Origin of the sequence: Nocardioides sp. (assembly GCF_030019515.1) — a bacterium.
GTDB lineage: Bacteria > Actinomycetota > Actinomycetes > Propionibacteriales > Nocardioidaceae > Nocardioides.
Window position 1 is genome coordinate 108,252 of the sequence record NZ_JASEEQ010000002.1, and the last position, 25,076, is coordinate 133,327.

The window sequence follows — 25,076 nt, forward strand, 5'->3', positions numbered from 1 at the left end:
CTCGCCGGGCCAGGGACGGGCCCGTCCGTCTAGGGTGACCGGGTGCCGATCTGGATCCAGGCAGGACTCTGGGGGCTTCTCGCCGGGGGCGCCCTGGTCATCGGCGCGGCGATCGCGTGGTCGGTGCGTGTCCCGCGGATCGTGGTCGCCGGCGTGATGGCGTTCGGCGCGGGGGTGCTCATCTCCGCGCTGGCCTTCGACCTGATGGACGAGGCCGAGCGGACCGGCGGCCTGGCCGCCACGGGCGGCGGCTTCCTCGTCGGTGCGATCGCCTACGTCGCCGCGAACATCCTCCTCGCCCGTCGGGGCGCCCGGCACCGCAAGCGCGCGGGCGACGAGCAGCCCTCGGAGGACGAGCAGTCGGGCAGCGGCACGGCGATCGCGGTCGGCGCCCTGCTCGACGGCGTACCGGAGTCGGTGGTGCTCGGCCTCTCCCTGCTGGGCGGCGGTGGCGTCGGCGTACCCGTCCTGGCCGCGATCTTCATCTCCAACCTCCCCGAGGGCCTGTCCAGCTCGGCGGGCATGAAGCGCAACGGCCGCAGCGCGCGCTACGTGTTCGGGGTGTGGACCGGCATCGCGGTCGCCAGCGGCATCGCGGGTGCCGTCGGTGTCCTGGCGCTGCAGGGCGCCTCCGGCGAGACGGTCGCGGCGATCACCGCCCTTGCCGCCGGCGCGATCCTGGCGATGGTCGCCGACACGATGATCCCCGAGGCCTTCGAGCGCGCCCACCTGGTCACCGGCCTGATCGCCACCGTCGGCTTCCTGTCCTCGTTCGTCATCGAGCGCGCCGGCTGACCGCCGGGGCCGGGCCGGCGAGCGCTATTGACGACTATTCAATTCGGCTGATGCGACCTAGAGTCGGTCCATGGCGACCCTGGACGACGTGAGCGAGCTGACCAGCGAGCGGATGCGGCGGATGAGCCCGGGCAACCAGGGCAAGCTCCCGCCGGTCGACCGCGCCGGGCTGCCGCCCGGGCCGCGGTGGCCGGTGCTCGTCCAGACCGCCGGGCTGCTCCGCTTCCGGCACCGGTTCCACCCCTACCTGCGGCGCAGGTACGGCGACGTCTTCACCGTGCGGCTCGCCCCCGGCGGCCGGCCGCTGGTGTTCTTCACCCGGCCCGAGCACGCCAAGGAGATCTTCGCCGGCGACCCGGAGGTCTTCCACGCGGGCAAGGCCAACGGCATCCTCGGCCCGATCATGGGCGAGCACTCGCTGCTGCTCCAGGACTCCCGCGAGCACAAGCGGGCCCGCAAGCTGCTGATGCCGGCGTTCAACGGCCACGCCCTGCGCGAGTACCAGGCGCTGGTCGCCGAGGTCGCCCGCGCCGAGGTCGGCAGCTGGCGCAGCGGCCAGGAGTTCCGCGCGCTGGACCGGATGAACGCGCTCACCCTCGAGGTGATCCTGCGCGTGGTCTTCGGCGTCACCGACCAGGCGCGGCTCGCCCAGCTGCGGCCCCGGGTCAACCGGACGGTCAACATCAGCCCCGCGGTCCTGCTCGGCTGGGGCTACCCCTGGCTGCAGCGGTTCGGCCCCTGGAAGGCGACCGTCGACAACCAGCGCGAGCTGGACCGGCTGATGTACGCCGAGATCCGCGACCGTCGTACCGCCCCCGACCTGGCGGAGCGCACCGACGTGCTCTCCCGCCTGATCCTCCAGGGCGAGGACGGCGGGACGCCAGGGCGGCCCGACGAGCGGTTGAGCGACAACGAGCTGCGCGACCAGTTGGTCACCCTGCTGCTGGCCGGCCACGAGACCACCGCCTCCGGGCTGTCCTGGGCGCTCTACGAGGCGGGCCGCGACCCGGCGCTGCTCGCGCGGTGCCAGCGCGCGGCCGCCGAGGGCGACGACGACTTCCTCGACGCGGTGCTCAAGGAGTCGCTGCGGCTGCACCCGATCATCCCGATGGTGGTGCGCACCCTCCAGGCGCCGGCCACCGTCGGGGGCTGGGAGCTGCCGAAGGGCACCACGGTCGGGCCGTCGATCATCATCGCCCACCAGCGCGAGGACAACCATCCCGACCCGGACGTGTTCCGGCCCGAGCGGTTCCTCGGCCAGAATCCGCCCGCCAACACCTGGATCCCGTTCGGCGGCGGTGTGCGGCGATGCCTGGGTGCCGGGTTCTCGCTGATGGAGGGGGTGGCGGTCCTGCGCGAGGTCTTCACGGCGTACGACGTGGAGGCGATCGGCACCGACGAGCCGAAGGTCCGCAACATCACCAGCGTGCCGCGCCACGGCGCACGGATCCGCGTCACGACTCGTTAGGTCAGGTCGCGGCGACCCGGTCGTCCCCGCGGCCGCCGGTCAGGTGCGGCAGGACCCGCGACCCCTCAGGCCTGCCGGTCGAGCCAGGTCGCCCAGTCGGGTCCGCGCAGCAGGGCATCCGACCCGGGCAGCATCGAGCCGCCGGCCATGCTCGGCGCGGCCGGGGCCGCCTCGACGGTGACGTCCGAGCCGGCGCGCTCGACCAGCACCCGCACCTGGTCGACGAGCCGCTCGGGCCGCGGGCCGGCGAGGTCCTGGTCGCCGGCCAGCGCCCCGGTCGCGAGGTCGAGCAGCACCCGCGCCACCTCGCCGGTCGCCACCGGCTGGCTGGGGACGTCCATCACCCGGACCACGCCGTCCTGGGTGTTCCAGGCCAGCATCTGGCCCGCGAACTCGTGGAACTGGGTGGCCCGCAGCACCACCGGGCCGGGCGCGTGCTCGCGGGTGGCGCGCTCGTGGGCGAGCTTGGCGACGTAGTAGTCGAAGTCCGGGCTGCGGTCGACGCCCACGATCGAGAGCACGACCGTCCGGGACGCCCCGGCGGCGGTGGCCGCCTGCCCCAGGTTGCGGGCCACGGTGGTGAAGAACGCCTCGGCGTCCTCCATGCCGGGGCTGGAGGTCACGTCCACGACGGCCTCGACCCCGGCCAGCGCCGCCTCGAGAGCGTCGCCGCCCTCGGGTCGGAGCAGGTCGAACCCGGTCGACCGGGCCAGCTCGACGACCTCGTGCCCCTCCTCCCGGGCGAGTGCGGTGAGCTGGGCTCCGATGAGGCCGGTGGCGCCGGCGACGGCGATCTTCATGGTTGCTCCTGGGACGACGGGTCACTGCCACCATAGGTCGGCCGCAGTCAGCGTCGAGACACCCGCAACGGCTGCCCTCGCCGCCGGAGCCCGGCCGCTTCAGGTGTCTCGACGCGACGGAGGCGGCCGCGAGCGAGGGCGCTCACCGGTCGAAGGCCGCACGCACCTCGGAGTCGGTCAGGCCGTAGTCCTCGAGCGAGTACGAGTGCGACGGGGCCGCCTTGCCGGACCTCGACTCGCGGTCCAGCTCGGCGATGGCCGCCTCGACGTCGGGGGTCCAGTCGAGGCCGAAGGCGTCGTACACGCCGCGGGTCACGCCGAGCGGGTCGGCGCGCAGGTCGGAGAACGCGACGTCGACGAACTGGACCTGGTCGTAGTGCGCCCGCGCGTCCTGGAACGCGTGGTAGGCGCGCGACCAGAGGTCGAGCTGCGTCGAGCCGATGGTGCGGCCGACGTACGTCGTGCTGTGGCCCGCGGTCGTCTCGGCCGAGAGCGAGCACGACGACGCGATGCAGACGACCGGGTCGCGGTGGGTGTGCACGATCAGCGCGTCCGGGTAGACGGCCATCAGCGCGTCCAGGGCCGTCAGGTGCGAGGGGTTCTTGAGCACCCAGCGCTTCTCCGGGTCGTTGAGGCCGACCAGCTGCAGGTTCTCCTTGTGCCGGGCGTAGGCGTCGGTCCAGTCCTGATCCTGCAGCCAGGCGGTGTAGCGCGGCACGTTCGCCAGCGACTCGTAGGAGTTGGACTTGCCGGTCTGGCGCAGCAGCCGCCAGCACTCCTCGACCGTGGTCGCGTCCATGTAGTGGATCCCCATGAACTCCGGGCTCTCCACGTGGTGCGCGGAGAAGGCCTGCTGCATGGCGGCGAAGATCGGGTCCTGCTCCCACGTGTCCCGCGGTGGGCGCGGCTGGGGGTACTGGGTCAGCCACATCTCCAGCCCCTGGGCCATCGGGTCGGCGTGCAGCAGCCGGTGCAGCGCGGTGGTGCCGGTCCGCGGCAGCCCCATCACGAAGACCGGCCGCTCGATGGGGACGTCCCGGTGCTCGGGGTGCGCGGCGAACTGCGCCTGGGTGAGCAGCACGCCGACCAGCGCGCTCTTCACCTCCGAGCGCTGGAAGTAGTTGCCCCGCGGGGTCAGCCCGGCGTCGGGCGAGGCGAGGTCGTCGACCAGGACCCGCAGGCCCTCCTCGTGCGCGCCGTCGCCGAAGTCGCTCAGGCCGGTCGTGCGGACGGCGGCGGCGGCGATGTCCTCGTAGGAGCCGACGTCCGCCCGCTCCCGGGTCATCACGTTGTCGCTCATCGGTCGGTGTTCCTGTCTGCTCGGCCAGGCCTCCCGACCCGCCGCCACGTCGTCATCAGTCGTGGAACTCGCCGCAGTCCACGGTGAGCATCTGCCCGGTCACCGCGGAGGCGAGGTCGGAGGCGAGGAACAGCGCGGCGCGGGCGACCTCCTGCGCCGAGGCCAGCCGCCGGAGGTCGGTCGGCGCCGCCTTCTCGGCGTACACCTCCTCGTGCGTCTTGCCCTCGACGGCCGCGAGGAAGTCGAAGTAGCCGCGGTTGACGTCCTCGTAGATGTACGACGGCGCCACGCTGTTGACCCGGATCCCGCGCGGGCCGAGCTCGGTCGCCAGCGACGACGCCAGGTGCTCGAGCGCGCCCTTGGAGAGCTTGTAGCCGGCGTACTCGGGCTGGGAGGAGAAGGAGACGCAGGAGTTCAGCATGATGATCGAGCCCTTCGTCTCCGCGAGCGTGTCGGCGAACAGCGCCGAGAGCCGCAGCGGCGCGAACACGTTGGTCTCGTTGACCTTCGCGAGCTTGCGCGGGTCGATCTGCGTGATCGGGTCCATCGGCGGGATCGCGAAGGCGTTGTTGATCACGCAGTCGACGCGGCCGAACGCCTCGAGGGTCCGGTCGCGCAGACTCGCGCGCGAGTCCTCGTCGGTGACGTCGGTGACGACGCTCACGACCTTGCCGCCGTAGCCCTCGAGCTCGGCCTGCAGCTCGTGCAGCCGCGACTCGGTGCGGCTGGCGATCACCAGGTCGGCGCCCATCTTGGCGGCCTCCTCGGCCAGCGCCCGGCCCAGGCCGGGGCCGATCCCGGAGATCACCACGACCTTGCCCCTCAGCAGGGGGACGGCGGCGTAGCGCTCCTCGATCGAGGTGTCGTGGGCCTGCGCGTAACCAAGTTCAGTGCTCAACTCAGCATCCTTCGGGCGACGGAGCGCTGCCGGGCGGCGATCCGCTCGGCGTACTGCTCGGTGGTGATCGGGGTGAAGTGGGGCAGCCGGTCGGGTACGGCGGCCAGGTCGACGACCTCGACGACGGGGCCGTCCTCGGGGCCGAGGTCGCGCTCGAGGCGCTGCCAGCGCAGCATGATCGAGCCGGTGCGGTGGCCGGTGCACTCGAGCCAGTTGGCGATCCGCGCGTCGGGGCCCGCGGGCGAGCGCTCGGAGATGACGAACCGGATCAGGCCGTCGGGGTCCACCACGGCCTGGGCCTTGGTCAGCGACGTCTGGTGGGTCTCGTAGTCGGTGGAGACGTACCAGTCCGAGCCGATCTGGATCGCCTGGTACGCGCAGTCGGTGCACTCCGGCACCGTCACGATCAGCGCCTGGTCCTCGGTGAGGTCGTAGTGGCCGATCGAGGAGCGCTGCGACGACAGCCCGCCGGGGGTCGAGCGCGGCGGGGTCGGCCGGTTGGCCGGCTCCTTGCGCTCGAAGAACTGCGGGAACGCGAGCCAGGTCTGGATCGATCCGGTGAGCAGCTTGGCGGCGACCTCGTACCTCTTCGCCAGCCGGTCCCTGGTCAGTGGGGTCGCCGGCCGGCCGACGGTGTCGGTGCGCTCGATCCAGAGCCGGCCGCGCTCCTCGGTGTCCCAGTCGTTGTAGACCTCGCGCACGATCATCGTCTTCGCGCCCGGCTCGGCGACGTAGGTGAACTCGAAGGAGCCGTCGGCGGCGATGTCGAGCTCGCGGTCGTCGAACGCGAGCATCGAGGTGGCCGCCGCGTCGGCGGTGTACGCCCCGCCCATCACCTGGAAGGACAGGTCCGCGGTGCTGCCGCGCACCCCGCGCACGGCGTACTCGACGCCCTCCTTCAGGTAGGCGTTGAAGTAGATGGCGTCCGGGTTGTCCAGGCCCTGCCGGGAGAACTGGTGGGTGGGGTTGATGAACAGCGGCCGCTCGAGGTCGTGGTCGAAGGCCATCTGCATCGCCATCCGGATCCGACCGGACAGGTAGTCGTAGCCCTCCAGCAGGTCCTGCTCGGTGCGGATGAACGGCGCGCTCTCGATGAGCTTCTCCGCCTCCGCGATCGCGTCCTGCAGGGGACGCGTGAGGTCACCCATCAGCCGGCCTTGTGGATGATCTGCTCGGCGTACCGCTCGAGGTGCTCGATCTTCTTCTCCAAGGGCTCGGTGTCCGGGCCCTTGATGTAGGGCACCCGGAACCCGACGATGCAGTCGGTCACGCCCTTGTCCTCCAGCCGCTTGATCCCGTCGACGTCGTAGGCGTCGTAGGAGATCACGTGCACCTCGAAGGAATCGTCGCCCGCCACTCCCTCTTCTCGTCGGATCTCGGCGAGCCGGGTGAGCAGCCGGTCCAGCTCCTCGCCGTCGCCGCCGGCGTGCATCCAGCCGTCGCCCTTCCGTACGGCGCGGCGCAGCGCGGCGTCGGCGTGCCCGCCGACGAGCAGCGGGATCCGCTCGGCCGCGCCGGGGCACTGCTTGAGCGCGTCGACGTCGTAGAACTCGCCGTGGTACTCGAAGTACTCGCCGGTCGTCAGGCCGCGGAGGACGTCCATGCACTCGTCCATCCGCTTGCCGCGGCGCTCCCACGGCACGCCCATCGCGTCGAAGTCCTCGGGCCACGGCGAGATGCCGACGCCGAGCCCGAGCCGGTCCCCCGACAGGTAGGCGAGCGAGGAGGCCTGCTTGGCCACCAGTACCGGCGGTCGGATCGGGAGCTTCAGCACGAACGGGGTCAACCGCAGCGTCGTGGTGTGCGCGAACAGGTGCGCGCACAGCACCATCGTCTCGATGAACTCCTTGCCCTCGAGGAACTCCCGGTCGCCGGTGTCGGTGTAGGGGTACTTCGAGTCGGAGTCCTTCGGGTAGATCAGGCTGTCGGCCACCGTCATCGACGTGTAGCCCGCCCGCTCGGCGGCCTGGGCGAGCGGCGCGTAGAACTGCGCCTGGGTCATCGCCTCGGCGTAGGTGAATCTCATCGGATCCCTCGTGTCCGGTCGGTGGACGAGCCTGTCGAGACCACACACTAGAACGTGTTCCAGTTTTCTGCCAGAGTGGCGCCGTGGACCTCCAGGAGATCAGCGACCGCCTCGAGATCGAGGCGGTGCTCGTGCGCTACACCCGGGCGATCGACACCGGGGAGTGGGACGCGCTCGACGCCGTGTTCACCCCCGACGCCGAGATCGACTACACCGAGTCCGGTGGCATCGCCGACACCTACCCGGCGGTCAAGGCCTGGCTCGCCGAGGTGCTGCCGGCGTTCTTCCCCCGGCGGATGCACTCGCTGGCCCAGGTCGAGGTCCGGTTCCCGGGCGACGGGCGGGGCGGTGACGAGGCGGTCGTCACGGCGTACTTCCACAACCCGATGCCGCTCCCGGGTCAGGGCGAGGACGGGGCCGACGACACCCAGGTCGTGGAGTTCGGCGGCCTGTACCACCACACGATGGTGCGCACCCCCGACGGCTGGCGCAGCCGCCGGCTGCACGAGGAGATCGTCTGGAAGCGCGGCCTCTAGGAGCCCGCCGTCAGCAGCCTCCTCCGGCACGCGAGCCGCCACCCGTTTGGTCGGCCTTGCGTGGGTCACCGACAATGGTGACGACGTACGCCACGAGCCGGGGGAGATGACCGCGTGTCCGAGCAGCTGCCCGAGCGCCCCGACGAGCGGCACCCGGTCGTCACCGGGCTGGTGGCTCTCGTGGGTGTCGCCCTGGTCGTCGGACTGATCCTGGGGCTGGTCATGATCGCCGGGGCCAGCGTGCTCGGCCTGGGCGGCGACGGCGGCGGCGACGGGGCGGGCTCGGAGCGCTCGATGTACCTGCCCCGGCCGGAGAAGACGCCGGCGGCCAGCGGACCCGAGATCACGCTCGCGCCCGGGCAGTCAACGCCGGCGAGCAGCGACCGGTCGACCGAACCGACGAAGTCGAAGTCCCCCCGCAAGCAGATCACCCTGTCCGCCTCGACCACCTCGGCCGGGCCGATGGAGACCTTCGGCCTCACCGGCGTCTACCCCGGCGGCGAGGGCGCGATCCTGCAGGTGCAGCGGTTCACGGGCGGGTCGTGGCGGGACTTCCCCGTCACCGCCTCGGTCAGCGACGAGACGTTCCAGACCTCGGTGGCGACCAGCTACTCCGGCCCGAACCGGTTCCGGGTCGTCGACACCGACACCGGGCTGGAGTCGAACGAGGTCAGGGTCACCATCGGCTGAGTCCGCACCCGCGCGCGCAGCCGCACCCGCAGCCGGTCCGCGATCGCGGGCTGCCCGACGAGGATGCCGCCGAGCACCAGCAGCATGCCGAGCGCCTGGGTCGGCCCGAACAGCTCCCCGGCCAGCGCGATGCCGACCACGGTGCCGGCGACCGGGTTCAGCAGGCCGACCAGGGACACCGCGGCGGCGGGCAGCCGGCGCAGGCCGCGGAACCACAGCGCGTTCGCCAGCACGGTCGCCACGAGGCCGAGGTAGAGGAAGCCGCCCACCGCGCGCAGGTCGAGCGGCGGCGGTGCGCCCTCGACGACGAGGGCGATCGGGAGCAGCACCAGGCCGCCGGCGACCAGCTGCCAGGCGGTGAACGTCAGCAGGTCGACGGGCGGCTCCCACCGCTTGATCAGCACGTAGCCGAGGGAGGACATGGCGACCGCGGCGAACGACGCGGCGACGCCGACCGGGTCGACCGCCGTGCCGCCGCGCAGGACCAGCAGCGCGACCCCGGTGAACCCGACCGCCGCCCCGGCGAGCGAGGCGGCGCGCGGACGCTCGCGGACCAGGCCCCAGGCCAGCAGCATCATCATCACCGGCGCGGTCGCGGTCAGGGTGGCCGCGAGCCCGCCGGGCAGGCGGTACGCCGCGACGAAGATCAGCACGAAGAAGGCCCCGACGTTGAGCGTGCCGAGCAGCAGCGCCCGGCCCCACCACTCGCCCCGCGGGAGCTGGGGCCGGAAGGCCAGCAGGACCAGGCCGAACGGCAGCGCCCGGACCATCGCTCCGAACAGCGGCCGGTCCGGCGGCAGGTACGCCTCGGTGACGTAGTAGCCCGAGCCCCACGCGATCGGCGCCAGCGCGGTCAGGCTCAGCGTCCGCCAGTTAGTTTCCACGGAAGACAGAATACCTTCCACGTCAGATATATTCCGAGTGTGGCAAGCGACCTGGATCACGTCGGCCGGATCATGGCGCAGTGGCGCGACCAGCGCCCGGACCTGGATCCCTCGCCCCAGGGCGTCATCGGCCGCCTGCACCGGGTCGCCGCGCGGCTCACCGAGGAGCTCGTGGAGGTCTACGCCCGGTTCGGTCTCGGCGAGGGCGAGTTCGACGTGCTGGCCACGCTGCGCCGCACCGGAGCGCCGTACGAGCTCACGCCCGGCGATCTGGCCGCGTCGACCATGGTGTCCTCGGGGGCGGTGACCAAGCGGGTCGACCGCTGCGCCGAGCACGGCTGGGTGACCCGCCGGGTGGGCGAGGCCGACGCCCGCAGCCGGGTGGTCGCCCTCACGCCGGCCGGCCTCGACCTGATCGACCGCGCGTTCGAGGCGCACATGGCCAATGAGCACCGGCTGGTCGGCACGCTCACCGAGCTCGAGCGGGCCCGCCTGGCGCACCTGCTGGAGACGTGGGGTCGCTCGCTCGGGATCTGAGCGCCGCGTCCGCCGGCGCGGCCGCCGACGAGGCCAGAACCACCTCCCCGATCCGGGAACATCCCGCACCGCGACCTGCGTTGGGCCTGGTGAACGAACTTGAGTTGAGTCGACTCAAGTTATTTGCCAGACTCGTCGTGGCGGCGCAGGATTGGCGCCCTGAGTCTGAACCCTGAGTCTTCAACACACGGAGGTATGCAGAGATGGCACGTGCGGTCGGCATCGACCTGGGCACGACGAACAGCGTCGTGGCCGTCCTCGAGGGTGGCGAACCCACCGTCATCGCCAACGCAGAGGGTGCCCGGACGACCCCGTCCGTGGTCGCCTTCGCCAAGTCCGGCGAGGTGCTCGTCGGCGAGGTCGCCAAGCGGCAGGCCGTGACCAACATCGACCGGACCATCCGGTCGGTCAAGCGGCACATGGGCACCGACTGGAAGACCAAGATCGACGACAAGGACTTCACCCCGCAGCAGATCAGCGCGTTCGTGCTGCAGAAGCTCAAGCGCGACGCCGAGGCCTACCTCGGCGAGCCCGTGACCGACGCGGTCATCACGGTCCCGGCGTACTTCTCCGACGCCCAGCGCCAGGCCACCAAGGAGGCCGGCGAGATCGCGGGCCTCAACGTCTCGCGGATCGTCAACGAGCCGACCGCGGCGGCGCTGGCCTACGGCCTCGACAAGGGCGACGACCAGACCATCCTCGTCTTCGACCTCGGTGGCGGCACCTTCGACGTGTCCCTCCTCGAGATCGGCGAGGGCGTGGTCGAGGTCAAGGCGACCTCCGGTGACAACCACCTCGGTGGCGACGACTGGGACGCCCGGGTCGTCGACTGGATGGTCAAGAAGTTCAAGGACAACAACGGCGTCGACCTCGCGGCCGACAAGATCGCCAAGCAGCGCCTCCAGGAGGCCGCCGAGAAGGCGAAGATCGAGCTGTCCTCCTCCTCGGAGACCACGATCCACCTGCCCTACATCACCCACGGCGAGTCCGGCCCCCTGCACTTCGAGGAGAAGCTGACCCGCAGCGAGTTCCAGAAGCTCACCGCGGACCTGCTGGACCGCACCAAGAAGCCGTTCCAGAGCGTGCTCAAGGACGGCGGCGTCGCCGTCAAGGACATCGACCACGTGGTGCTCGTCGGCGGCTCGACCCGGATGCCCGCCGTGACCGACGTGGTCAAGGAGCTGCTCGGCGGCAAGGAGCCCAACAAGGGCGTCAACCCCGACGAGGTCGTCGCGGTCGGTGCCGCGCTCCAGGCCGGTGTCCTCAAGGGCGAGGTCAAGGACGTGCTGCTCCTCGACGTCACCCCGCTGTCGCTGGGCATCGAGACCAAGGGCGGCGTGATGACCACGCTGATCGAGCGCAACACCACGATCCCGACCAAGCGCTCGGAGATCTTCACCACCGCCGACGACAACCAGCCCTCGGTCGAGATCAAGGTCGCCCAGGGTGAGCGCCAGATGTGGGCGCAGAACCAGCCGCTCGGCAACTTCGAGCTCACCGGCCTGCCGCCGGCGCCGCGGGGGATCCCGAAGATCGAGGTCACCTTCGACATCGACGCGAACGGCATCGTGCACGTCTCCGCGAAGGACCAGGCGTCCGGTCGCGAGCAGTCGATGACGATCTCCGGTGGCTCGGCGCTCGGCAAGGACGAGATCGACCGGATGGTGCGTGAGGCCGAGCAGTACGCGGAGGAGGACGCCAAGCGTCGCGAGGCCGTGGAGACCCGCAACCAGGCCGAGCAGCTCGTCTACACGACCGAGAAGTTCCTCGAGGAGAACAGCGACAAGCTGCCCGACGACGTGAAGACCGAGGTCCGTACCGACGTCGACGCGCTCAAGGCGACCCTCGAGAAGGAGGACGCCGACGCCGACGACATCCGGGCCGGCGTCACCAGGCTCGGGGAGTCGAGCCAGAAGATGGGCGCCGCGATGTACGCCGCCGCCGAGGCCGACTCGGCCGCCGCCGGGGGCTCGGCGGGCGCGACCGGTGAGTCCGACGACGACGTCGTCGACGCCGAGATCGTCGACGAGGGCGTCGCGGACGACGGGGCCGAGGGCGAGACCAAGTGACCCAGGAGCCCCAGACCCAGGAGGAGCTCTCGGCCGAGGAGGCTGCGGTGCCGCCGTCTCCGGACGCCGAGAGCCCCCCGGAGGCCCCCGAGGAGGCCCCCGAGTCCGCCGAGCCGGCGGCCGCGCAGCAGCTGGAGGACGACCTCACGATCGCCCAGCGGGCGGTCGCGGAGCTCACCGGCGACCTCCAGCGGCTCCAGGCCGAGTTCGTCAACTACAAGCGGCGCGTCGACCGCGACCGGGAGCTGATCCGCCAGAACGCGACGTACGTCGCGCTCACGCCGATCATCGACGTCCTGGACGCCGTCGACCGGGCCCGCGAGCACAACGAGCTCGAGGGCGGCTTCAAGGCCGTCGCCGAGCAGCTCGAGCGCGCGGTCGTCGGCCTCGGGCTGACCCGGTTCGGCGCGCCGGGCGACCCGTTCGACCCGACCATCCACGAGGCTCTCTCCCACATCGGCGAGGACCCCGAGGTCGCGGTGACCACCTGCAAGGTGATCGCCAAGGCCGGCTACCGGATGGGCGAGCGGGTGGTGCGGGCCGCACAGGTGCTGGTCGTCGACCCGCCCAGCGGGCCGACGGCCCAGGAATCGAACCCAGTGAATCGAACCCAGTGAATCGAACCCGGTGACGGGCTGACGCGAACGATCACGACGAGGACGGAGAGGGGGGTGCGTGGGTGAGCACCACTGACGGCTTCCGGGCCGACTGGGCCCAGAAGGACTTCTACGCCGAGCTGGGCGTGACGAAGTCCGCGTCGACCGACGAGATCAAGAGGGCCTACCGCAAGCTGGCGCGCGCCAACCATCCCGACTCCAACCCGGGCGACTCCGCCGACAGCCGGGCCAAGCACGACAAGTTCAAGGCGGTCGCCGAGGCCTACGACGTCGTCGGGGACCCCGAGAAGCGCAAGAAGTACGACGAGATGCGCGAGCTCTACGGCTCGGGCGCCAACCGCTATGGCTTCGGCGGCGGCGGCCAGGGCGGTGGGGGGTTCAACCTCGACGACCTGCTGCGCGACCGGGCCTCCGGTGGCGGTGGTGGCGGCTTCGGCGACATGTTCGGCGACCTCTTCGGGGGCGGCTTCGGCCGGGGCCGGCAGCAGCAGCGGCCGCGGGCGCACAAGGGCCCGGACGTCGAGACGACCGCGACGATCAGCTTCACCGACGCCATCGACGGCGTCACGATCTCGTTGCGACTCACCTCCGACGCGCCCTGCCCGGACTGCCACGGCACCGGTGGCAAGCCCGGCACCAAGCCGCACGTCTGCCCGGAGTGCGACGGCGCGGGCTTCGTGGTCTCCTCCGCGGGCGGGGCGTTCTCGATCAACGAGACCTGCCCCCGCTGCGGCGGCCGGCAGCTCGTGTACGACGAGGCCTGCCCGACCTGCCACGGCTCCGGGCGGGGCACCTCGGCGCGGTCCATCCAGGCCCGCATCCCGGCCGGGGTGCGCGACGGCCAGCGGATCCGGCTGCGCGGCAAGGGCGGGGCCGGCGAGAACGGCGGCCCGGCCGGCGACCTGTTCGTCACCGTCAAGGTCTCGCCGCACCGGCTGTTCGGCCGCAAGGGGGACAACCTCACCCTCGACGTACCCGTCTCCTTCGACGAGCTCGCGCTCGGCGCGGACCTGAAGATCCCGACCCTCGGCGGCGCAGCGGTGACCCTCAAGGTCGCCGCGGGCACCCCCAACGGGCGGACGTTCCGGGTGCGCGGCCGGGGCGCGCCGAAGCCCGACGGCAGCCGCGGCGACCTGCTCGCCACGGTCGAGGTCCAGGTGCCCGCGGTGCTCGACACCGCCGCCCGGGCGGCCGTCCAGGCCTACCGCGACGCGACCGCCGGCAAGCCGCTGCGCTCCAAGCTCTTCGAGGAGGCGTGAGATGCCCACCCGCCGACCGCCGTTCGAGCCGCCCGGCCCCGACGCCGCGGTGTTCGTCATCAGCGTCGCCGCCGAGCTGAGCGGGCTGCACCCGCAGACGCTGCGCACCTACGAGCGCCTCGGCCTCGTCTCGCCGGGCCGCACGGTCGGCGGCGGTCGGCGCTACTCCCACCGCGACATCGAGCGGCTTCGGGAGATCTCCGGGCTCACCTCCGCAGGGATCGGCATCGAGGGGGTACGCCGGATCCTCGACCTCGAGCACCGTGCCGCCGCGCTCGCGCAGCGCAACGAGGAGCTCCAGCACGAGGTCGCGGCACTGCGCGACGCGTTGCGCCAGGCGGTGTCGGCGCGCGCCGGCGGCCGGCCGAACACGCTGCCGGTGCTGCGCGGACCCGACCCCGGCCAGTCGGTCGTGGTCTGGCGCCGCGGCCGCTGACGGCTCGCCCGTGGGCCCCGGCCGGCCGGCGCTCAGGCGGGCAGCAGGCTGAGCGTGAACACCGAGCCGCATGGACGCCCGGGCGTGTAGGACACGGTGCCGCCCTGGGCCTCGGCGAGGGTGCGGACGACGTAGAGCCCGAGCCCGGTGCCGGTCGCGACCGCGGACCGGGCGCGGCTGAACTCCCGGAACAGCTGCGGGCGGAACTCCGGCGGCACGCCGTCGCCCTGGTCGCCGACGTCGACGCAGATCCGGTCGCCGGCGGCGTACACGCGCACGGTCACCGGCGGCCGGCCGTACTTGTGGGCGTTGCTGAGCAGGTTGGTGAGGACCTGCTCGACGCGCAGCGGGTCGGCGCGGACCGGGCGGTCGTCCTCGACGACCAGGTCGACGGCGTACCGGTCGGCGACCACCCCCTCGATCAGCGACCGCAGGGCGACCGGCTGCATGTCCAGTCGGAGCGTGCCCCGCTGGATCTGGGCCGCGGTCAGCAGGTCGGCGGTGATCCCGTCCAGGATCCGCGCCTGGCGGGCCATCGACTGCGCCATCCGCTGCAGCTCGCGCTGGGAGAGGTCCGGCGCCAGCTGGAGGGTCTCCGCGGTGCCGCAGATCACCGCGACCGGGCCGCGGATCTCGTGGGCCGACGTGGCGATCGCGCGTCGCAGCAGCGCGACGTCGTCGACCGCGGAGTCGAGGTAGACGCACAGCGACCAGCCGGTACGCCGCACCGTGGCCCGGGCCCGACCGGTCTCCAGGGCGACCTCGAAGGAGGCGTCCGCCTCCAGCCGGTGGTGGGAGACCAGTCCGGCGAGCTCGGCCGACACCAGGCCGAGCGGCGAGCCGGGGGAGACCTCGGTGCCGAGCAGCCGCTGCGCGACCGAGTTCGCGTAGACGACGCGGAACAGCGGCTCGTCGGCCAGCTCGAGCACCCCGACGGGTGCCATGCCCAGCGCCTCCCAGGAGGACACGTGCGGGCCCACCGGCGGTGCGGCCGCCCGCGTGTCGACGGTGGCCGCCTCGCCCGTCCCCTCGCCCGTCCCCTCGTCCGTCCGGTCCGCCGGGCCGTCCTCCGGGCCGCCGGCGAGCGGGCGCACCAGCGGGGTGCCCGCTGCGGCGCCGACGCCGCGCCGGGTGCCGTCGACGGTCCCGTCGACGAGGCCGTTGACGCTCTCGACGATCGAGCGCAGCGAGGCACCCTTCTGCACGTAGCCGTCGGCGCCGCGCGCCAGGGCCCGCTCGGACATGATCGTGGGCCCGAATCCAGAGAGCACCACGATCGTCCCGTCCGGGACCAGCCGACGGATCGGGGGCAGTGCCTCGAGCCCGTCCAGCACCGGCATCGACAGGTCGAGCATCACCAGGTCGGGACGCTGCTCGCGGACCACGTCGATCCCCGCCCGGCCGTCCCCCGCCTCGCCGACCACGACGTACCCGGCCCGCTCGAGCGCGATCCGCAGCAGGGCACGCAGGTCCGGGGTGTCATCGACGATGACGACGCGGCGCGAGACCGTCGGGTTGGTCACGGCGGTCATCGTGCCTCCCTCCGGGACGGGGTCGGATCACCGTAGATCCGCCCCGGGCCGGCATCGGCGGGTTCGCCGACATCGGCGGAAGGTGGTCCAGATCACCCCCCGGCGCCGGTCGCCGATCGGGGCAGGTGGCCCGGCACCCGGGTCGTGTCGTCGGTGCGCGCCCCGGCCAGCTGGGGCGCGGTGAGGAACAGCACGTCGGCGAGGTCCGCGCCGCGCAGGTCCGCGCCGCGCAGGTCCGCGCCGAGGAGGTCGGCGCTCGCCAGCCGCACCGCGCGGAGGTCGGCGCCCAGGAGCAGCGCGCCGCGCAGCGACGCCGAGCGCAGGTCCCGCTGCCGGAGGTCCTGGCCGGCGAGGTCGGCGCGGGTCAGGTCCGCACCGGCGGGGTCGCGCAGTCGCCGGCTGGCAGCGGCGAGCAGCTCACCGCAGACGTCCTGCAGCTCGTCGAGGTCGGCGGTGAGGATCTCCACCGGCGTGCTGTCGCGCAGCGCGAGCAGCCGGCCGACCAGGTCGTCGGCGGCCGGGTCGGGTGCGCGGCGCGCGACCTCCTGGAGGTGCACGAGCATCTCGTGGACCCGGCGCAGCGCCGAGAGCACCGCGGCCATCTCGCCCAGGTCGCCCGCGCTGTCGAGGTCGCGCCAGGAGGCGCCGCCGTAGGTCACCTCGGTGACCTGCTGGCCGGCGCCGAAGCAGTCGAAGACGGTGCACCCCGGCCAGCCCCGCTCGCGCAGGTCGGCATGGATCGCGCACCGGTCGTCGGCCTGCAGGTGGTGGCAGGCCACCCCGCCGGGCTTGTCGGCTCCGAACCCTCCCTCGCGACGGAACGGCAGCAGCACGCAGCACAAGGCGTGGCAGCGACTGCAGTCGGCGGTCAGCTCCAGGGGCGGGGTGGGCACGGGAGCGGGTCCGGGGTCAGGCACGGGGCCATCCTCTCCGACCTGCGAGATCTCCCCAGAGTTGAGTGGAACAGACTCAACTTTCGCAGCGTTGGATCGAGCAGAGCCGGTGCAGGGCTGTCCGGCGCGCGCTGAGCAGAAGCAGGCAGACACGAGGAGAATGACGCACATGAGCCAGTTCGGGGCCGAGAAGTTCACCACCCGCAGCCGCGAGGCGATCGAGGCCGCCCAGCTGTCGGCCACCACCGCCGGCAACATCCACACCGAGCCGATCCACCTCCTGGTGGCGCTGCTGCTCCAGACGGACGGCACCGCGGCCAACCTGGTCGCGAAGGCCGGCGTCGACGTGCCCACCCTGGTCCGGGCCGCCGCGGCCGAGCGGGACCGGCTGCCGAAGGCCTCCGGCGCCACCGTGCAGCAGCCGAGCGCCTCCGCGGCGCTGACCCGCGTCCTCGCCGGGGCTCTCGACCTGGCGTCGGGCATGAAGGACGACTACGTCGCGAGCGAGCACCTGCTGATCTCGCTCGCGACCGTCGAGAGCAGCGCCCGCACCGCGCTGACCGACGCCGGCCTGAGCGCCGACGGGCTGCGGGAGTCGCTGACGGCCGTCCGCGGCAACCGGCGGGTCACCAGCCAGGACGCCGAGTCGACGTACGAGGCGCTGGAGAAGTACTCCGTCGACCTGACGCAGGCGGCCACCGACGGCCGGCTCGACCCGGTCATCGGCCGCGACGCCGAGATCCGTCGGGTCGTGCAGGTGCTGTCGCGGCGGACCAAGAACAACCCGGTGCTGATCGGCGAGCCGGGCGTCGGCAAGACCGCCGTCGTCGAGGGCCTCGCCCAGCGGGTGGTGGCCGGGGACGTGCCCGACTCGCTCAAGGGCCGCCGGGTGCTGAGCCTGGACCTGGCCGGCATGGTCGCGGGGGCGAAGTACCGCGGCGAGTTCGAGGAGCGGCTCAAGGCCGTGCTCGAGGAGATCAAGGACGCCGGCGGCCAGATCATCACCTTCATCGACGAGCTGCACACGGTCGTCGGCGCGGGCGCCGGCGGCGACTCCGCGATGGACGCCGGCAACATGCTCAAGCCGATGCTCGCCCGCGGCGAGCTGCACATGATCGGCGCGACCACGCTCGACGAGTACCGCGAGCGGATCGAGAAGGACCCGGCCCTGGAGCGCCGCTTCCAGCAGGTCTTCGTCGGCGAGCCCAGCGTCGAGGACACCATCCAGATCCTGCGCGGCATCCAGGAGAAGTACGAGGCCCACCACGGCGTGCGGATCACCGACGCCGCGCTGGTCGCCGCCGCCACCCTGTCCGACCGCTACATCTCCGGGCGGCAGCTGCCCGACAAGGCCATCGACCTCATCGACGAGGCCGCCTCGCGGCTGCGCATGGAGATCGAGTCCTCGCCCGAGGAGATCGACCAGCTGCGCCGCGCGGTCGAGCGGCTGAAGATGGAGGAGTTCGCGCTGGCGAAGGAGAGCGACGACGCCTCCAAGGAGCGGCTGGCCAACCTCCGCAAGGACCTCGCCGACCACGAGGAGGGACTGCGCTCCCTCGAGGCCCGCTGGGAGCGGGAGAAGTCCACGCTCGAGGGCGAGGGCGAGCTGCGCCGCCAGCTGGACCAGCTGCGCATGGAGGCCGACCGGCTCCAGCGCGAGGGCGATCTCGGCAAGGCCAGCGAGCTCCTCTACGGCCGGATCCCGGCCCTGGAGCGGCAGATCGAGGCCGCCGGCGCCGCCGAGCGCTCCGACATCGAGCCCTTGGTCGGCGAGGAGGTCGGCGCCGAGCAGATCGCCGAGGTGGTCGAGGCCTGGACCGGCATCCCGACCGGCCGGATGCTCGAGGGCGAGACCGCCAAGCTGCTCCGGATGGAGGAGGTCATCGGCCGGCGCCTGATCGGGCAGCGGGCCGCCGTGACCGCGGTCAGCGACGCCGTCCGCCGCTCCCGCGCCGGCATCAGCGACCCGCAGCGACCCACCGGGTCCTTCCTGTTCCTAGGCCCCACCGGCACCGGCAAGACCGAGCTGGCCAAGTCGCTCGCAGACTTCCTCTTCGACGACGAGCGCGCGATCGTGCGCATCGACATGAGCGAGTACTCCGAGAAGCACGCGGTCGCCCGCCTGGTCGGCGCGCCTCCCGGCTACGTCGGCTACGACGAGGGCGGCCAGCTCACCGAGGCGGTCCGCCGCCGGCCGTACTCCGTCGTCCTGCTCGACGAGGTGGAGAAGGCCCACCCCGAGGTCTTCGACATCCTGCTCCAGGTGCTCGACGACGGCCGGCTGACCGACGGCCAGGGCCGCACCGTCGACTTCCGCAACACGCTGCTGATCCTCACCAGCAACCTGGGGTCGGGCTTCCTGGTGGACCCGACGCTGGACCCGGAGAAGAAGCACGAGTCCGTGATGGCGGTGGTCCGCTCCTCGTTCAAGCCGGAGTTCCTCAACCGGCTCGACGAGATCGTGGTCTTCGACGCGCTCACCATGGACGACCTGACCCACATCGTCGACCTGCAGCTCGCACTGCTGGAGAAGCGGCTCGCGGTGCGCCGGATCAGCATCGAGGTCACCGACGCCGCCCGGAAGTGGCTCGCGGACGTCGGGTACGACCCGGCGTACGGCGCCCGTCCGCTGCGCCGGCTGATCCAGAGCTCGATCGGCGACCCGCTCGCGAAGCTGCTGATCGGCGGCGAGGTGGTCGACGGGGCGGGCGTGACGGTCGACCGGGCACCGGAGGGCGACGGCCTGGTGCTCACCGCCGGGTGATGCTGCCCGCCGGACGTCCTGGGGTCACGTGATCAAATGAGGGCGTGAGCCCATCGACCCCGACCCGTCCGCGCCAGGTGACCCTGGCGGCCTGGCTGATCATGGCCGGCTCGGCGATCGTCGTCGGGATGGTCTTCGACCGGATCGGTGCGCTGCACACGCTGGAGACCCGCGAGTCGGTGGAGCGCTTCCTCGCCGAGCCGCCCGGCGCCGACCTCGGGATCGGGGTCGACGGCGCGATCACGGCGCTCCGCGTCGTCTCGATGGTCGCGGCGGGCTGCGCGACCGCGGCCGCGATCCTCGGCTACCAGGTGCTGCGGCGCAGCCGCAGCGCCCGGCTGGCGCTCACGGTGCTCGCGGTGCCGCTGTTCCTGAGCGGGATGGTGACCGGCGGGTTCGTGTCGTCGGTGGTCGCCGCGTCCGCGGTGATGCTGTGGCTGCAGCCGTCGCGATCGTGGTTCGAGGGCAACGCACCCGCGGTGCCGGCACCGCCGGCCGCCCGGCCGGTCGCCCCGCCGGTCGCCCCGCCGGCCGCACCGTCCTCGAGCGAGTCGCCCGCCCAGCACCCTCCGGCCCACCAGCCGTGGACCCAGCAGCCGTGGACCCAGCAGCCGGTGGCCGGGCCGCCGACCCGCTCGGCCGCGGACCGGCCGCGGCCCGTGGTCGCCGCGTGCGCGCTGACCTGGCTGTCCAGCGGTCTCGTGGCGCTCGGCCTGCTGCTCACCGCGGTGGTGCTCGCCGTGGACCCCGACCCGCTCCTCGACGAGGTGCACCGCCAGCGCCCCGACCTGACCGAGCAGGGCGTCTCCGACGGCATGCTGATCGGCGTCTCGCTCGCGATGAGCGCCGTGATCGTCCTGTGGTGCGTGGCCGCGGGCGTGCTCGCGGCGCTGGTCTACCGCCGTGTCGGCTGGGCCCGGGTCGTGCTCCTCGTCTCCGCGGGGGTCAGTGCCGCACTGTGCCTGGTCGGCCTGGTCGCCGGCGGCTTCCTGCTGGTCGTCCCCCTGGTCGCCGCGGTCGGCACCGTCCTGCTGCTGGTCCGCCCCGACGCCGCCCCCTGGTTCCAGTCCCGGCCGCCCTTGACGTAGTCCCGACCAGGGCTAGGCGGTGAGGTCGGCCCCGGCCAACCGGCGCAGGCCCTCTTCGATGACCCCGGCCTCCTTGCAGAACGCCCAGCGGACCAGGTGCCGGCCGGCGTCGGAGTCGTAGAAGGCCTGGGTCGGGATGGCGACGACGCCGGCGCGTTCGGGCAGGGCGAGGCAGAAGGAGCGGGCGTCCGCCCAGCCCAGCGCGGAGACGTCGGTGCTGGCGAAGTAGGTGCCCTCGGGAACCTGGACGTCGAGCCCGACCCGCGCCAGCCCGGCGCAGAGCAGGTCGCGCTTGGCACGCAGCCCGGCGGCCAGCCGGGCGGGGAAGTCCGGCTCCTCGTCGAGCGCGAACGCGATCGCCGGCTGCAGGGGCGAGCCCGAGGTGAAGGTCAGCCACTGCTTGGCCGCCAGCACCGCCCCGACCAGCTCGGCGGGCCCGGTGGCCCAGCCGACCTTCCAGCCGGTGAACGAGTAGGACTTGCCGGCGCTGGAGAGGGTGAGCGTCCGGTCGAACATGCCCGGCAGGGTCGCGATCGGGACGTGCTCGTGGTCGTCGAAGACGAGGTGCTCGTAGACCTCGTCGGTGATCACCACGAGGTCGTGCTCGATCGCGACGTCCGCGACCGCCTGCAGCTCGGCCCGGGTGAGCACGGTGCCGGTGGGGTTGTGCGGGGAGTTCAGCAGCACGAACCGGGTCCGCGGCGTGATCGCCGCCCGCAGCTCGTCGGCGTCGAGCCGGAAGCTCGGCGCCCGCAGGGTGACGGGACGGCGTACGCCGCCCGCCATCTGGATCATCGCCGTGTAGGAGTCGTAGTACGGCTCGAGCACGACCACCTCGTCGCCGGCGTTCACCAGCCCGAGCAGCGCGGCGGCGATGCCCTCCGTGCACCCGGTGGTGACCACGACCTGGCTGTCCGGTTCGAGCTCGAGGCCGTAGTGGCGCAGCTGGTGGCGGGCGATCGCCTGGCGCAGGGCGGGGACCCCGGAGCCCGGTGCGTACTGGTTGAGGCCGCCCTCGAGCGCGGCCACCGCGCGGGCGATCACCGCCGGCGGGCCGTCCACGTCGGGGAAGCCCTGGCCGAGGTTGACCGACCGGGTGCGCACGGCGAGCGCCGACATCTCCGAGAAGATCGTGGGCGGGATGCCCTCGAGGCGGTGGGCGAGCATGCGACCGACCCTAGTGCGGTCTCGACACGGCGGTCGCTAGGGTGCGCCCGTGACCCAGGACGAGACGCTCGCCGCCGACATCGACGCCGTCTGCCGCCTGACCGGGCAGTTCACCCTGCGGTCGGGTCAGCAGGCGACCGAGTACTTCGACAAGTACCTGTTCGAGGCCGACCCGCGGCTGCTGCTCCGGGTGGCCCGCGAGATGGTCGGGCTGCTGCCGGACGGCACCGACCTGCTCGGCGGCCTGGAGCTGGGTGGGGTCCCGATCGCCACGATGGTCAGCAGCCTCACCGGTCGGCCCGCGCTCTTCGTCCGCAAGAGTGCCAAGGAGTACGGCACCTGCAAGCTCGCCGAGGGCCCGGACGTCGCCGGGCGGCGGGTCACCCTGATCGAGGACGTGATCACCACCGGCGGTGCCGTCCGGGAGGCGACCCGGGCGCTGCGCGCGGCCGGCGCCGAGGTCGACGTCGTGGTCTGCGCCATCGACCGCAGCCCGGCCGGCGAGAACCCGCTCGCCGACGTCGGGCTCGAGGTGCGCGCGGTCCTCACCAAGGCCGAGCTCGATGCGGCCCGTGAGGCCGGCGCCTGACCTGTGCGCCGACCCGTGAGAGATCAGTCGCGGCGGGTCGCGTCCGCGCCGGTGACGTCGAGGTCGGGCAGGCCGCCCCGGTCGGTGCCCGCCTGGTCGCTGCCGGTCTGGTCGGCGCCACGGCGGCTCGCCGCACGCCGGTGCCGCCACCACTCGTAGGCGATCGGCACCACGGTGAAGGCGAGGATGACCAGCAGCGCCTTGTCGATGTTCTCGCCCAGGCTCGGGAACACCCCGCCGAGGGTGAAGCCGAGCAGCAGGATGCTCAGCACCCACAGCACCGCGCCGACCGCGCTCCACAGGAAGAACCGGCGCCGCTCCATCCGGGTCACGCCCGCGACCACGGTGATGAACGTGCGCACGAACGGCACGAACCGGCCGATGACCAGGGCCTTGTTGCCGTGCCGATCGAAGAAGTCGTGGGTCTGGTCGAAGTACTTCTTCTTCAGCAGCCGGCCGTCGCGGTGGTAGAGCGGGGGGCCGATGGCGCGGCCGATCTCGTAGCCGGCGACATTGCCCAGGAACGCCGCCGCGCTCAGCAGCAGCGAGGCGATGACCAGCTCGACCAGCGGCCCGCCGGGGAACATGTCGATCCGCTCGGCGTTGAGGAACAGCCCCAGCGCGAACAGCAGGGTGTCACCGGGCAGGAAGGGGAAGAACAGCCCGCACTCGATGAAGACGATCAGCAGGCTGATCCAGTAGAACTCCGCGCCGAACTGGTCCAGGAGCCAGTTCGGGTCCATCCAGTCCATGCCGAGCAGCATCGTCTGCCCAGGGAGGACGCTCATCACGCGGCAACGGTACCTGCCAGGTCCTGATGCCTCGCGCTGAACGCGAAGTGTTCGCCGTACCGTTACCGGCGTGGAGGAGCGCGCACCGTACGACCCGATGCCCCACGGACCGCCCGAGGTCGGTGTCGGACCGTGGCCGGGGGAGTGGCCGACGGGCGAGGAGTACGAGGCCGGGCTGCTCGCCGCCGGCGACCGGCGCAACGTGGTCGACCGCTACCGCTACTGGTCGGTCGAGGCGATCGTCGCCGACCTGGACACCCGGCGGCACGACTTCCACGTGGCCATCGAGAACTGGCAGCACGACTTCAACATCGGCACGATCGTGCGCACCGCGAACGCCTTCCTGGCGGCGGAGGTGCACATCGTGGGGAACCGGAGGTGGAACCGCCGCGGCGCCATGGTGACCGACCGGTACCAGCACGTCCGCCACCACCCGACGGTCGACGCGCTCGCGGACCACCTCCGCGAGCACCCCGGCGGCCCGGTCGCGCTGCACGGCATCGACAACCTCCCGGGCTCGGCGCACCTGGAGACCACCGAGGTGCCGCGCCGGGTGTGCTTCCTGTTCGGGCAGGAGGGGCCGGGCCTCTCCGAGGCCGCCCGGGAGGCGTGCGACGGCACGTTCTCGATCGCGCAGTTCGGCTCGACCCGGTCCATCAACGCCTCCGCGGCCGCCGCGATCGCGATGCACGCGTGGGTGCGGGCGTACGCCGACCTGTCCGGCGGCGGCGCCTGGCGCGGCTAGCGCGGGGTCGACGCCGCAGCAGCGGGTCGGCGGGACCCGGTCCGGCCGGCCCGGGATCCCGGGCCGGAGGTCCCTACGGGCGCCTTCGTGCAGGCACTAGGGTCGAAGTCGATCCGTTCAGTCGTTCGCACGAGGAGTCCGCATGCCCATCGCCACCCCCGAGAAGTACGCCGAGATGTTGGATGCGGCCAAGAAGAGCGCGTTCGCGTTCCCGGCCATCAACGTCTCGTCGTCGCAGACCCTGAACGCGGCGCTCCAGGGCTTCGCCGACGCGGGGTCGGACGGGATCATCCAGGTCTCGACCGGCGGTGCGGAGTACTTCTCCGGGCCGTCGATCAAGAACATGGTCACCGGCTCGGTCGCGTTCGCCGCGTACGCCGCCGAGGTCGCCAAGAACTACCCGGTCAACGTCGCCCTGCACACCGACCACTGCCCCAAGGGCAAGCTGGACGGCTTCGTGCGGCCGCTGCTCGACATCTCCGCCGAGCGGGTCGCCCGCGGCGAGGCGCCGCTGTTCCAGTCGCACATGTGGGACGGCTCCGCCGTACCGCTCGAGGAGAACCTCGAGATCGCCCAGGACCTCCTCAAGCGCTGCGCGGCCGCGCACATCGTCCTCGAGGTCGAGATCGGCGTCGTGGGTGGCGAGGAGGACGGTGTCGTCGGCGAGATCAACGACAAGCTGTACACCACCCCCGAGGACGCGCTGGCGACCGTCGCCGCGCTCGGCGCCGGTGAGAACGGCCGCTACATGACCGCGCTGACCTTCGGCAACGTGCACGGCGTCTACAAGCCGGGCAACGTCAAGCTCCGCCCGGAGATCCTCAAGGCCGCGCAGGAGGCGGTCGCCGAGAAGCTCGGCCTGGCCGCCGGCTCGAAGCCGTTCGACCTGGTCTTCCACGGTGGCTCGGGCTCGACCGCCGAGGAGATCGGCGCGGCCGTCGACTACGGCGTCGTGAAGATGAACGTCGACACCGACACCCAGTACGCGTTCACCCGGCCGGTCGCCGCGCACATGTTCAACCACTACGACGGCGTGCTGAAGATCGACGGCGAGGTCGGCAACAAGAAGCTCTACGACCCGCGCGCCTGGGGCAAGGCCGCCGAGGCCGGCATGGCCGCCCGGGTCGTCGAGGCGTGCCAGAACCTGCGCGCCGCCGGCCACTCGATCGGCTGACCCGGACCCGAACAGGCG

The 25,076-nt window shown here is 72.4% G+C and carries 24 protein-coding genes; 14 read left to right on the forward strand and 10 right to left on the reverse strand.

The genetic code is table 11. The features are described from left to right. Positions 1 to 42 precede the first annotated feature (42 nt). On the forward strand, positions 43 to 795 hold the full coding sequence (locus QMC84_RS02945; protein ID WP_300371619.1) for a ZIP family zinc transporter: 753 nt from the start codon (positions 43 to 45) through the stop codon (positions 793 to 795). Between the two features lie 70 nt (positions 796 to 865). Further along, a complete protein-coding gene (locus tag QMC84_RS02950; protein ID WP_300371621.1) occupies positions 866 to 2,263 on the forward strand; it encodes a cytochrome P450 in 1,398 nt (465 codons plus the stop codon). 65 nt (positions 2,264 to 2,328) lie between these two features. Here QMC84_RS02950 and QMC84_RS02955 read toward each other — a convergent pair whose 3' ends face one another. From QMC84_RS02955 to QMC84_RS02975, 5 genes are all read right to left on the reverse strand, one after another. Then, complete coding sequence (locus tag QMC84_RS02955; protein ID WP_300371623.1) at positions 2,329 to 3,063, reverse strand: NAD(P)H-binding protein; 735 nt, start codon at positions 3,061 to 3,063, stop codon at positions 2,329 to 2,331. A gap of 142 nt (positions 3,064 to 3,205) precedes the next feature. Beyond that, positions 3,206 to 4,363: a sulfotransferase gene (locus tag QMC84_RS02960; RefSeq protein WP_300371625.1), complete on the reverse strand. Its 1,158-nt coding sequence runs from the start codon at positions 4,361 to 4,363 to the stop codon at positions 3,206 to 3,208. 55 nt (positions 4,364 to 4,418) lie between these two features. Then, entirely contained in the window at positions 4,419 to 5,261 is an 843-nt protein-coding gene (locus tag QMC84_RS02965) for an SDR family oxidoreductase (protein WP_300371627.1), read from the reverse strand. Beyond that, on the reverse strand, positions 5,258 to 6,409 hold the full coding sequence (locus QMC84_RS02970) for a hypothetical protein (RefSeq protein ID WP_300371629.1): 1,152 nt from the start codon (positions 6,407 to 6,409) through the stop codon (positions 5,258 to 5,260). Before QMC84_RS02970 ends, QMC84_RS02965 begins: the two co-directional genes overlap by 4 nt. After that, positions 6,409 to 7,287 carry a TIGR03619 family F420-dependent LLM class oxidoreductase gene (locus QMC84_RS02975; RefSeq protein ID WP_300371631.1) on the reverse strand — a complete coding sequence of 293 codons (879 nt, stop codon included), beginning with the start codon at positions 7,285 to 7,287 and terminating at the stop codon, positions 6,409 to 6,411. Before QMC84_RS02975 ends, QMC84_RS02970 begins: the two co-directional genes overlap by 1 nt. Before the next feature lie 83 nt (positions 7,288 to 7,370). On the opposite strand from QMC84_RS02975, the gene QMC84_RS02980 reads away from it, so the two are divergent. Together QMC84_RS02980 and QMC84_RS02985 are read left to right on the forward strand one after the other, a co-directional pair. Then, on the forward strand, positions 7,371 to 7,823 hold the full coding sequence (locus tag QMC84_RS02980) for a nuclear transport factor 2 family protein (protein ID WP_300371633.1): 453 nt from the start codon (positions 7,371 to 7,373) through the stop codon (positions 7,821 to 7,823). A gap of 114 nt (positions 7,824 to 7,937) precedes the next feature. Next, positions 7,938 to 8,513, forward strand: a complete 576-nt coding sequence (locus QMC84_RS02985; RefSeq protein ID WP_300371635.1) for a hypothetical protein — start codon at positions 7,938 to 7,940, stop codon at positions 8,511 to 8,513. On the opposite strand, the gene QMC84_RS02990 is transcribed toward QMC84_RS02985, so the two are convergent. Further along, positions 8,432 to 9,397 carry an EamA family transporter gene (locus tag QMC84_RS02990; RefSeq protein ID WP_300371636.1) on the reverse strand — a complete coding sequence of 322 codons (966 nt, stop codon included), beginning with the start codon at positions 9,395 to 9,397 and terminating at the stop codon, positions 8,432 to 8,434. The genes QMC84_RS02985 and QMC84_RS02990 overlap by 82 nt on opposite strands. A gap of 39 nt (positions 9,398 to 9,436) precedes the next feature. Between QMC84_RS02990 and QMC84_RS02995 the strand changes: the two genes are divergently transcribed. The 5 genes from QMC84_RS02995 (at position 9,437) to QMC84_RS03015 (ending at position 14,315) form a co-directional block, all read left to right on the forward strand. After that, positions 9,437 to 9,934, forward strand: coding sequence for a MarR family transcriptional regulator (locus QMC84_RS02995; RefSeq protein WP_300371637.1), 498 nt, complete (start codon positions 9,437 to 9,439; stop codon positions 9,932 to 9,934). Positions 9,935 to 10,137: 203 nt separating this feature from the next. Next, a complete protein-coding gene (gene dnaK / locus QMC84_RS03000) occupies positions 10,138 to 12,003 on the forward strand; it encodes a molecular chaperone DnaK (RefSeq protein WP_300371639.1) in 1,866 nt (621 codons plus the stop codon). After that, positions 12,000 to 12,620 (forward strand): nucleotide exchange factor GrpE, encoded by a 621-nt coding sequence (gene grpE / locus QMC84_RS03005; protein ID WP_300371641.1) that lies wholly within the window; start codon positions 12,000 to 12,002, stop codon positions 12,618 to 12,620. Before dnaK ends, grpE begins: the two co-directional genes overlap by 4 nt. A 62-nt stretch (positions 12,621 to 12,682) precedes the next feature. Further along, complete coding sequence (locus tag QMC84_RS03010) at positions 12,683 to 13,879, forward strand: DnaJ C-terminal domain-containing protein (protein ID WP_300371643.1); 1,197 nt, start codon at positions 12,683 to 12,685, stop codon at positions 13,877 to 13,879. Between the two features lies 1 nt (position 13,880). Continuing rightward, entirely contained in the window at positions 13,881 to 14,315 is a 435-nt protein-coding gene (locus tag QMC84_RS03015; protein ID WP_300371645.1) for a helix-turn-helix transcriptional regulator, read from the forward strand. Positions 14,316 to 14,347: 32 nt separating this feature from the next. On the opposite strand, the gene QMC84_RS03020 is transcribed toward QMC84_RS03015, so the two are convergent. Together QMC84_RS03020 and QMC84_RS03025 are read right to left on the reverse strand one after the other, a co-directional pair. After that, positions 14,348 to 15,847, reverse strand: coding sequence for a hybrid sensor histidine kinase/response regulator (locus QMC84_RS03020; RefSeq protein WP_300371646.1), 1,500 nt, complete (start codon positions 15,845 to 15,847; stop codon positions 14,348 to 14,350). Between the two features lie 92 nt (positions 15,848 to 15,939). Beyond that, entirely contained in the window at positions 15,940 to 16,764 is an 825-nt protein-coding gene (locus QMC84_RS03025; RefSeq protein WP_300371649.1) for a pentapeptide repeat-containing protein, read from the reverse strand. A gap of 145 nt (positions 16,765 to 16,909) precedes the next feature. On the opposite strand from QMC84_RS03025, the gene clpB reads away from it, so the two are divergent. After that, the gene (gene clpB, locus QMC84_RS03030) at positions 16,910 to 19,504 is read left to right on the forward strand and encodes an ATP-dependent chaperone ClpB (protein ID WP_300371651.1); all 2,595 of its coding nucleotides are present in this window, start codon (positions 16,910 to 16,912) and stop codon (positions 19,502 to 19,504) included. A 44-nt stretch (positions 19,505 to 19,548) separates the two neighbouring features. Then, complete coding sequence (locus tag QMC84_RS03035) at positions 19,549 to 20,592, forward strand: hypothetical protein (RefSeq protein WP_300371652.1); 1,044 nt, start codon at positions 19,549 to 19,551, stop codon at positions 20,590 to 20,592. Positions 20,593 to 20,604: 12 nt separating this feature from the next. Here QMC84_RS03035 and QMC84_RS03040 read toward each other — a convergent pair whose 3' ends face one another. Further along, complete coding sequence (locus QMC84_RS03040; protein ID WP_300371654.1) at positions 20,605 to 21,759, reverse strand: pyridoxal phosphate-dependent aminotransferase; 1,155 nt, start codon at positions 21,757 to 21,759, stop codon at positions 20,605 to 20,607. A gap of 49 nt (positions 21,760 to 21,808) precedes the next feature. On the opposite strand from QMC84_RS03040, the gene pyrE reads away from it, so the two are divergent. Continuing rightward, positions 21,809 to 22,348, forward strand: a complete 540-nt coding sequence (gene pyrE / locus QMC84_RS03045; protein WP_300371656.1) for an orotate phosphoribosyltransferase — start codon at positions 21,809 to 21,811, stop codon at positions 22,346 to 22,348. A gap of 23 nt (positions 22,349 to 22,371) precedes the next feature. Here pyrE and QMC84_RS03050 read toward each other — a convergent pair whose 3' ends face one another. Then, complete coding sequence (locus tag QMC84_RS03050) at positions 22,372 to 23,136, reverse strand: VTT domain-containing protein (RefSeq protein ID WP_300371658.1); 765 nt, start codon at positions 23,134 to 23,136, stop codon at positions 22,372 to 22,374. A gap of 100 nt (positions 23,137 to 23,236) precedes the next feature. Between QMC84_RS03050 and QMC84_RS03055 the strand changes: the two genes are divergently transcribed. After that, on the forward strand, positions 23,237 to 23,884 hold the full coding sequence (locus tag QMC84_RS03055; RefSeq protein ID WP_300372296.1) for a TrmH family RNA methyltransferase: 648 nt from the start codon (positions 23,237 to 23,239) through the stop codon (positions 23,882 to 23,884). A 142-nt stretch (positions 23,885 to 24,026) separates the two neighbouring features. After that, complete coding sequence (gene fbaA / locus QMC84_RS03060; protein WP_300371660.1) at positions 24,027 to 25,058, forward strand: class II fructose-bisphosphate aldolase; 1,032 nt, start codon at positions 24,027 to 24,029, stop codon at positions 25,056 to 25,058. The last annotated feature ends 18 nt before the right edge of the window (positions 25,059 to 25,076 follow it).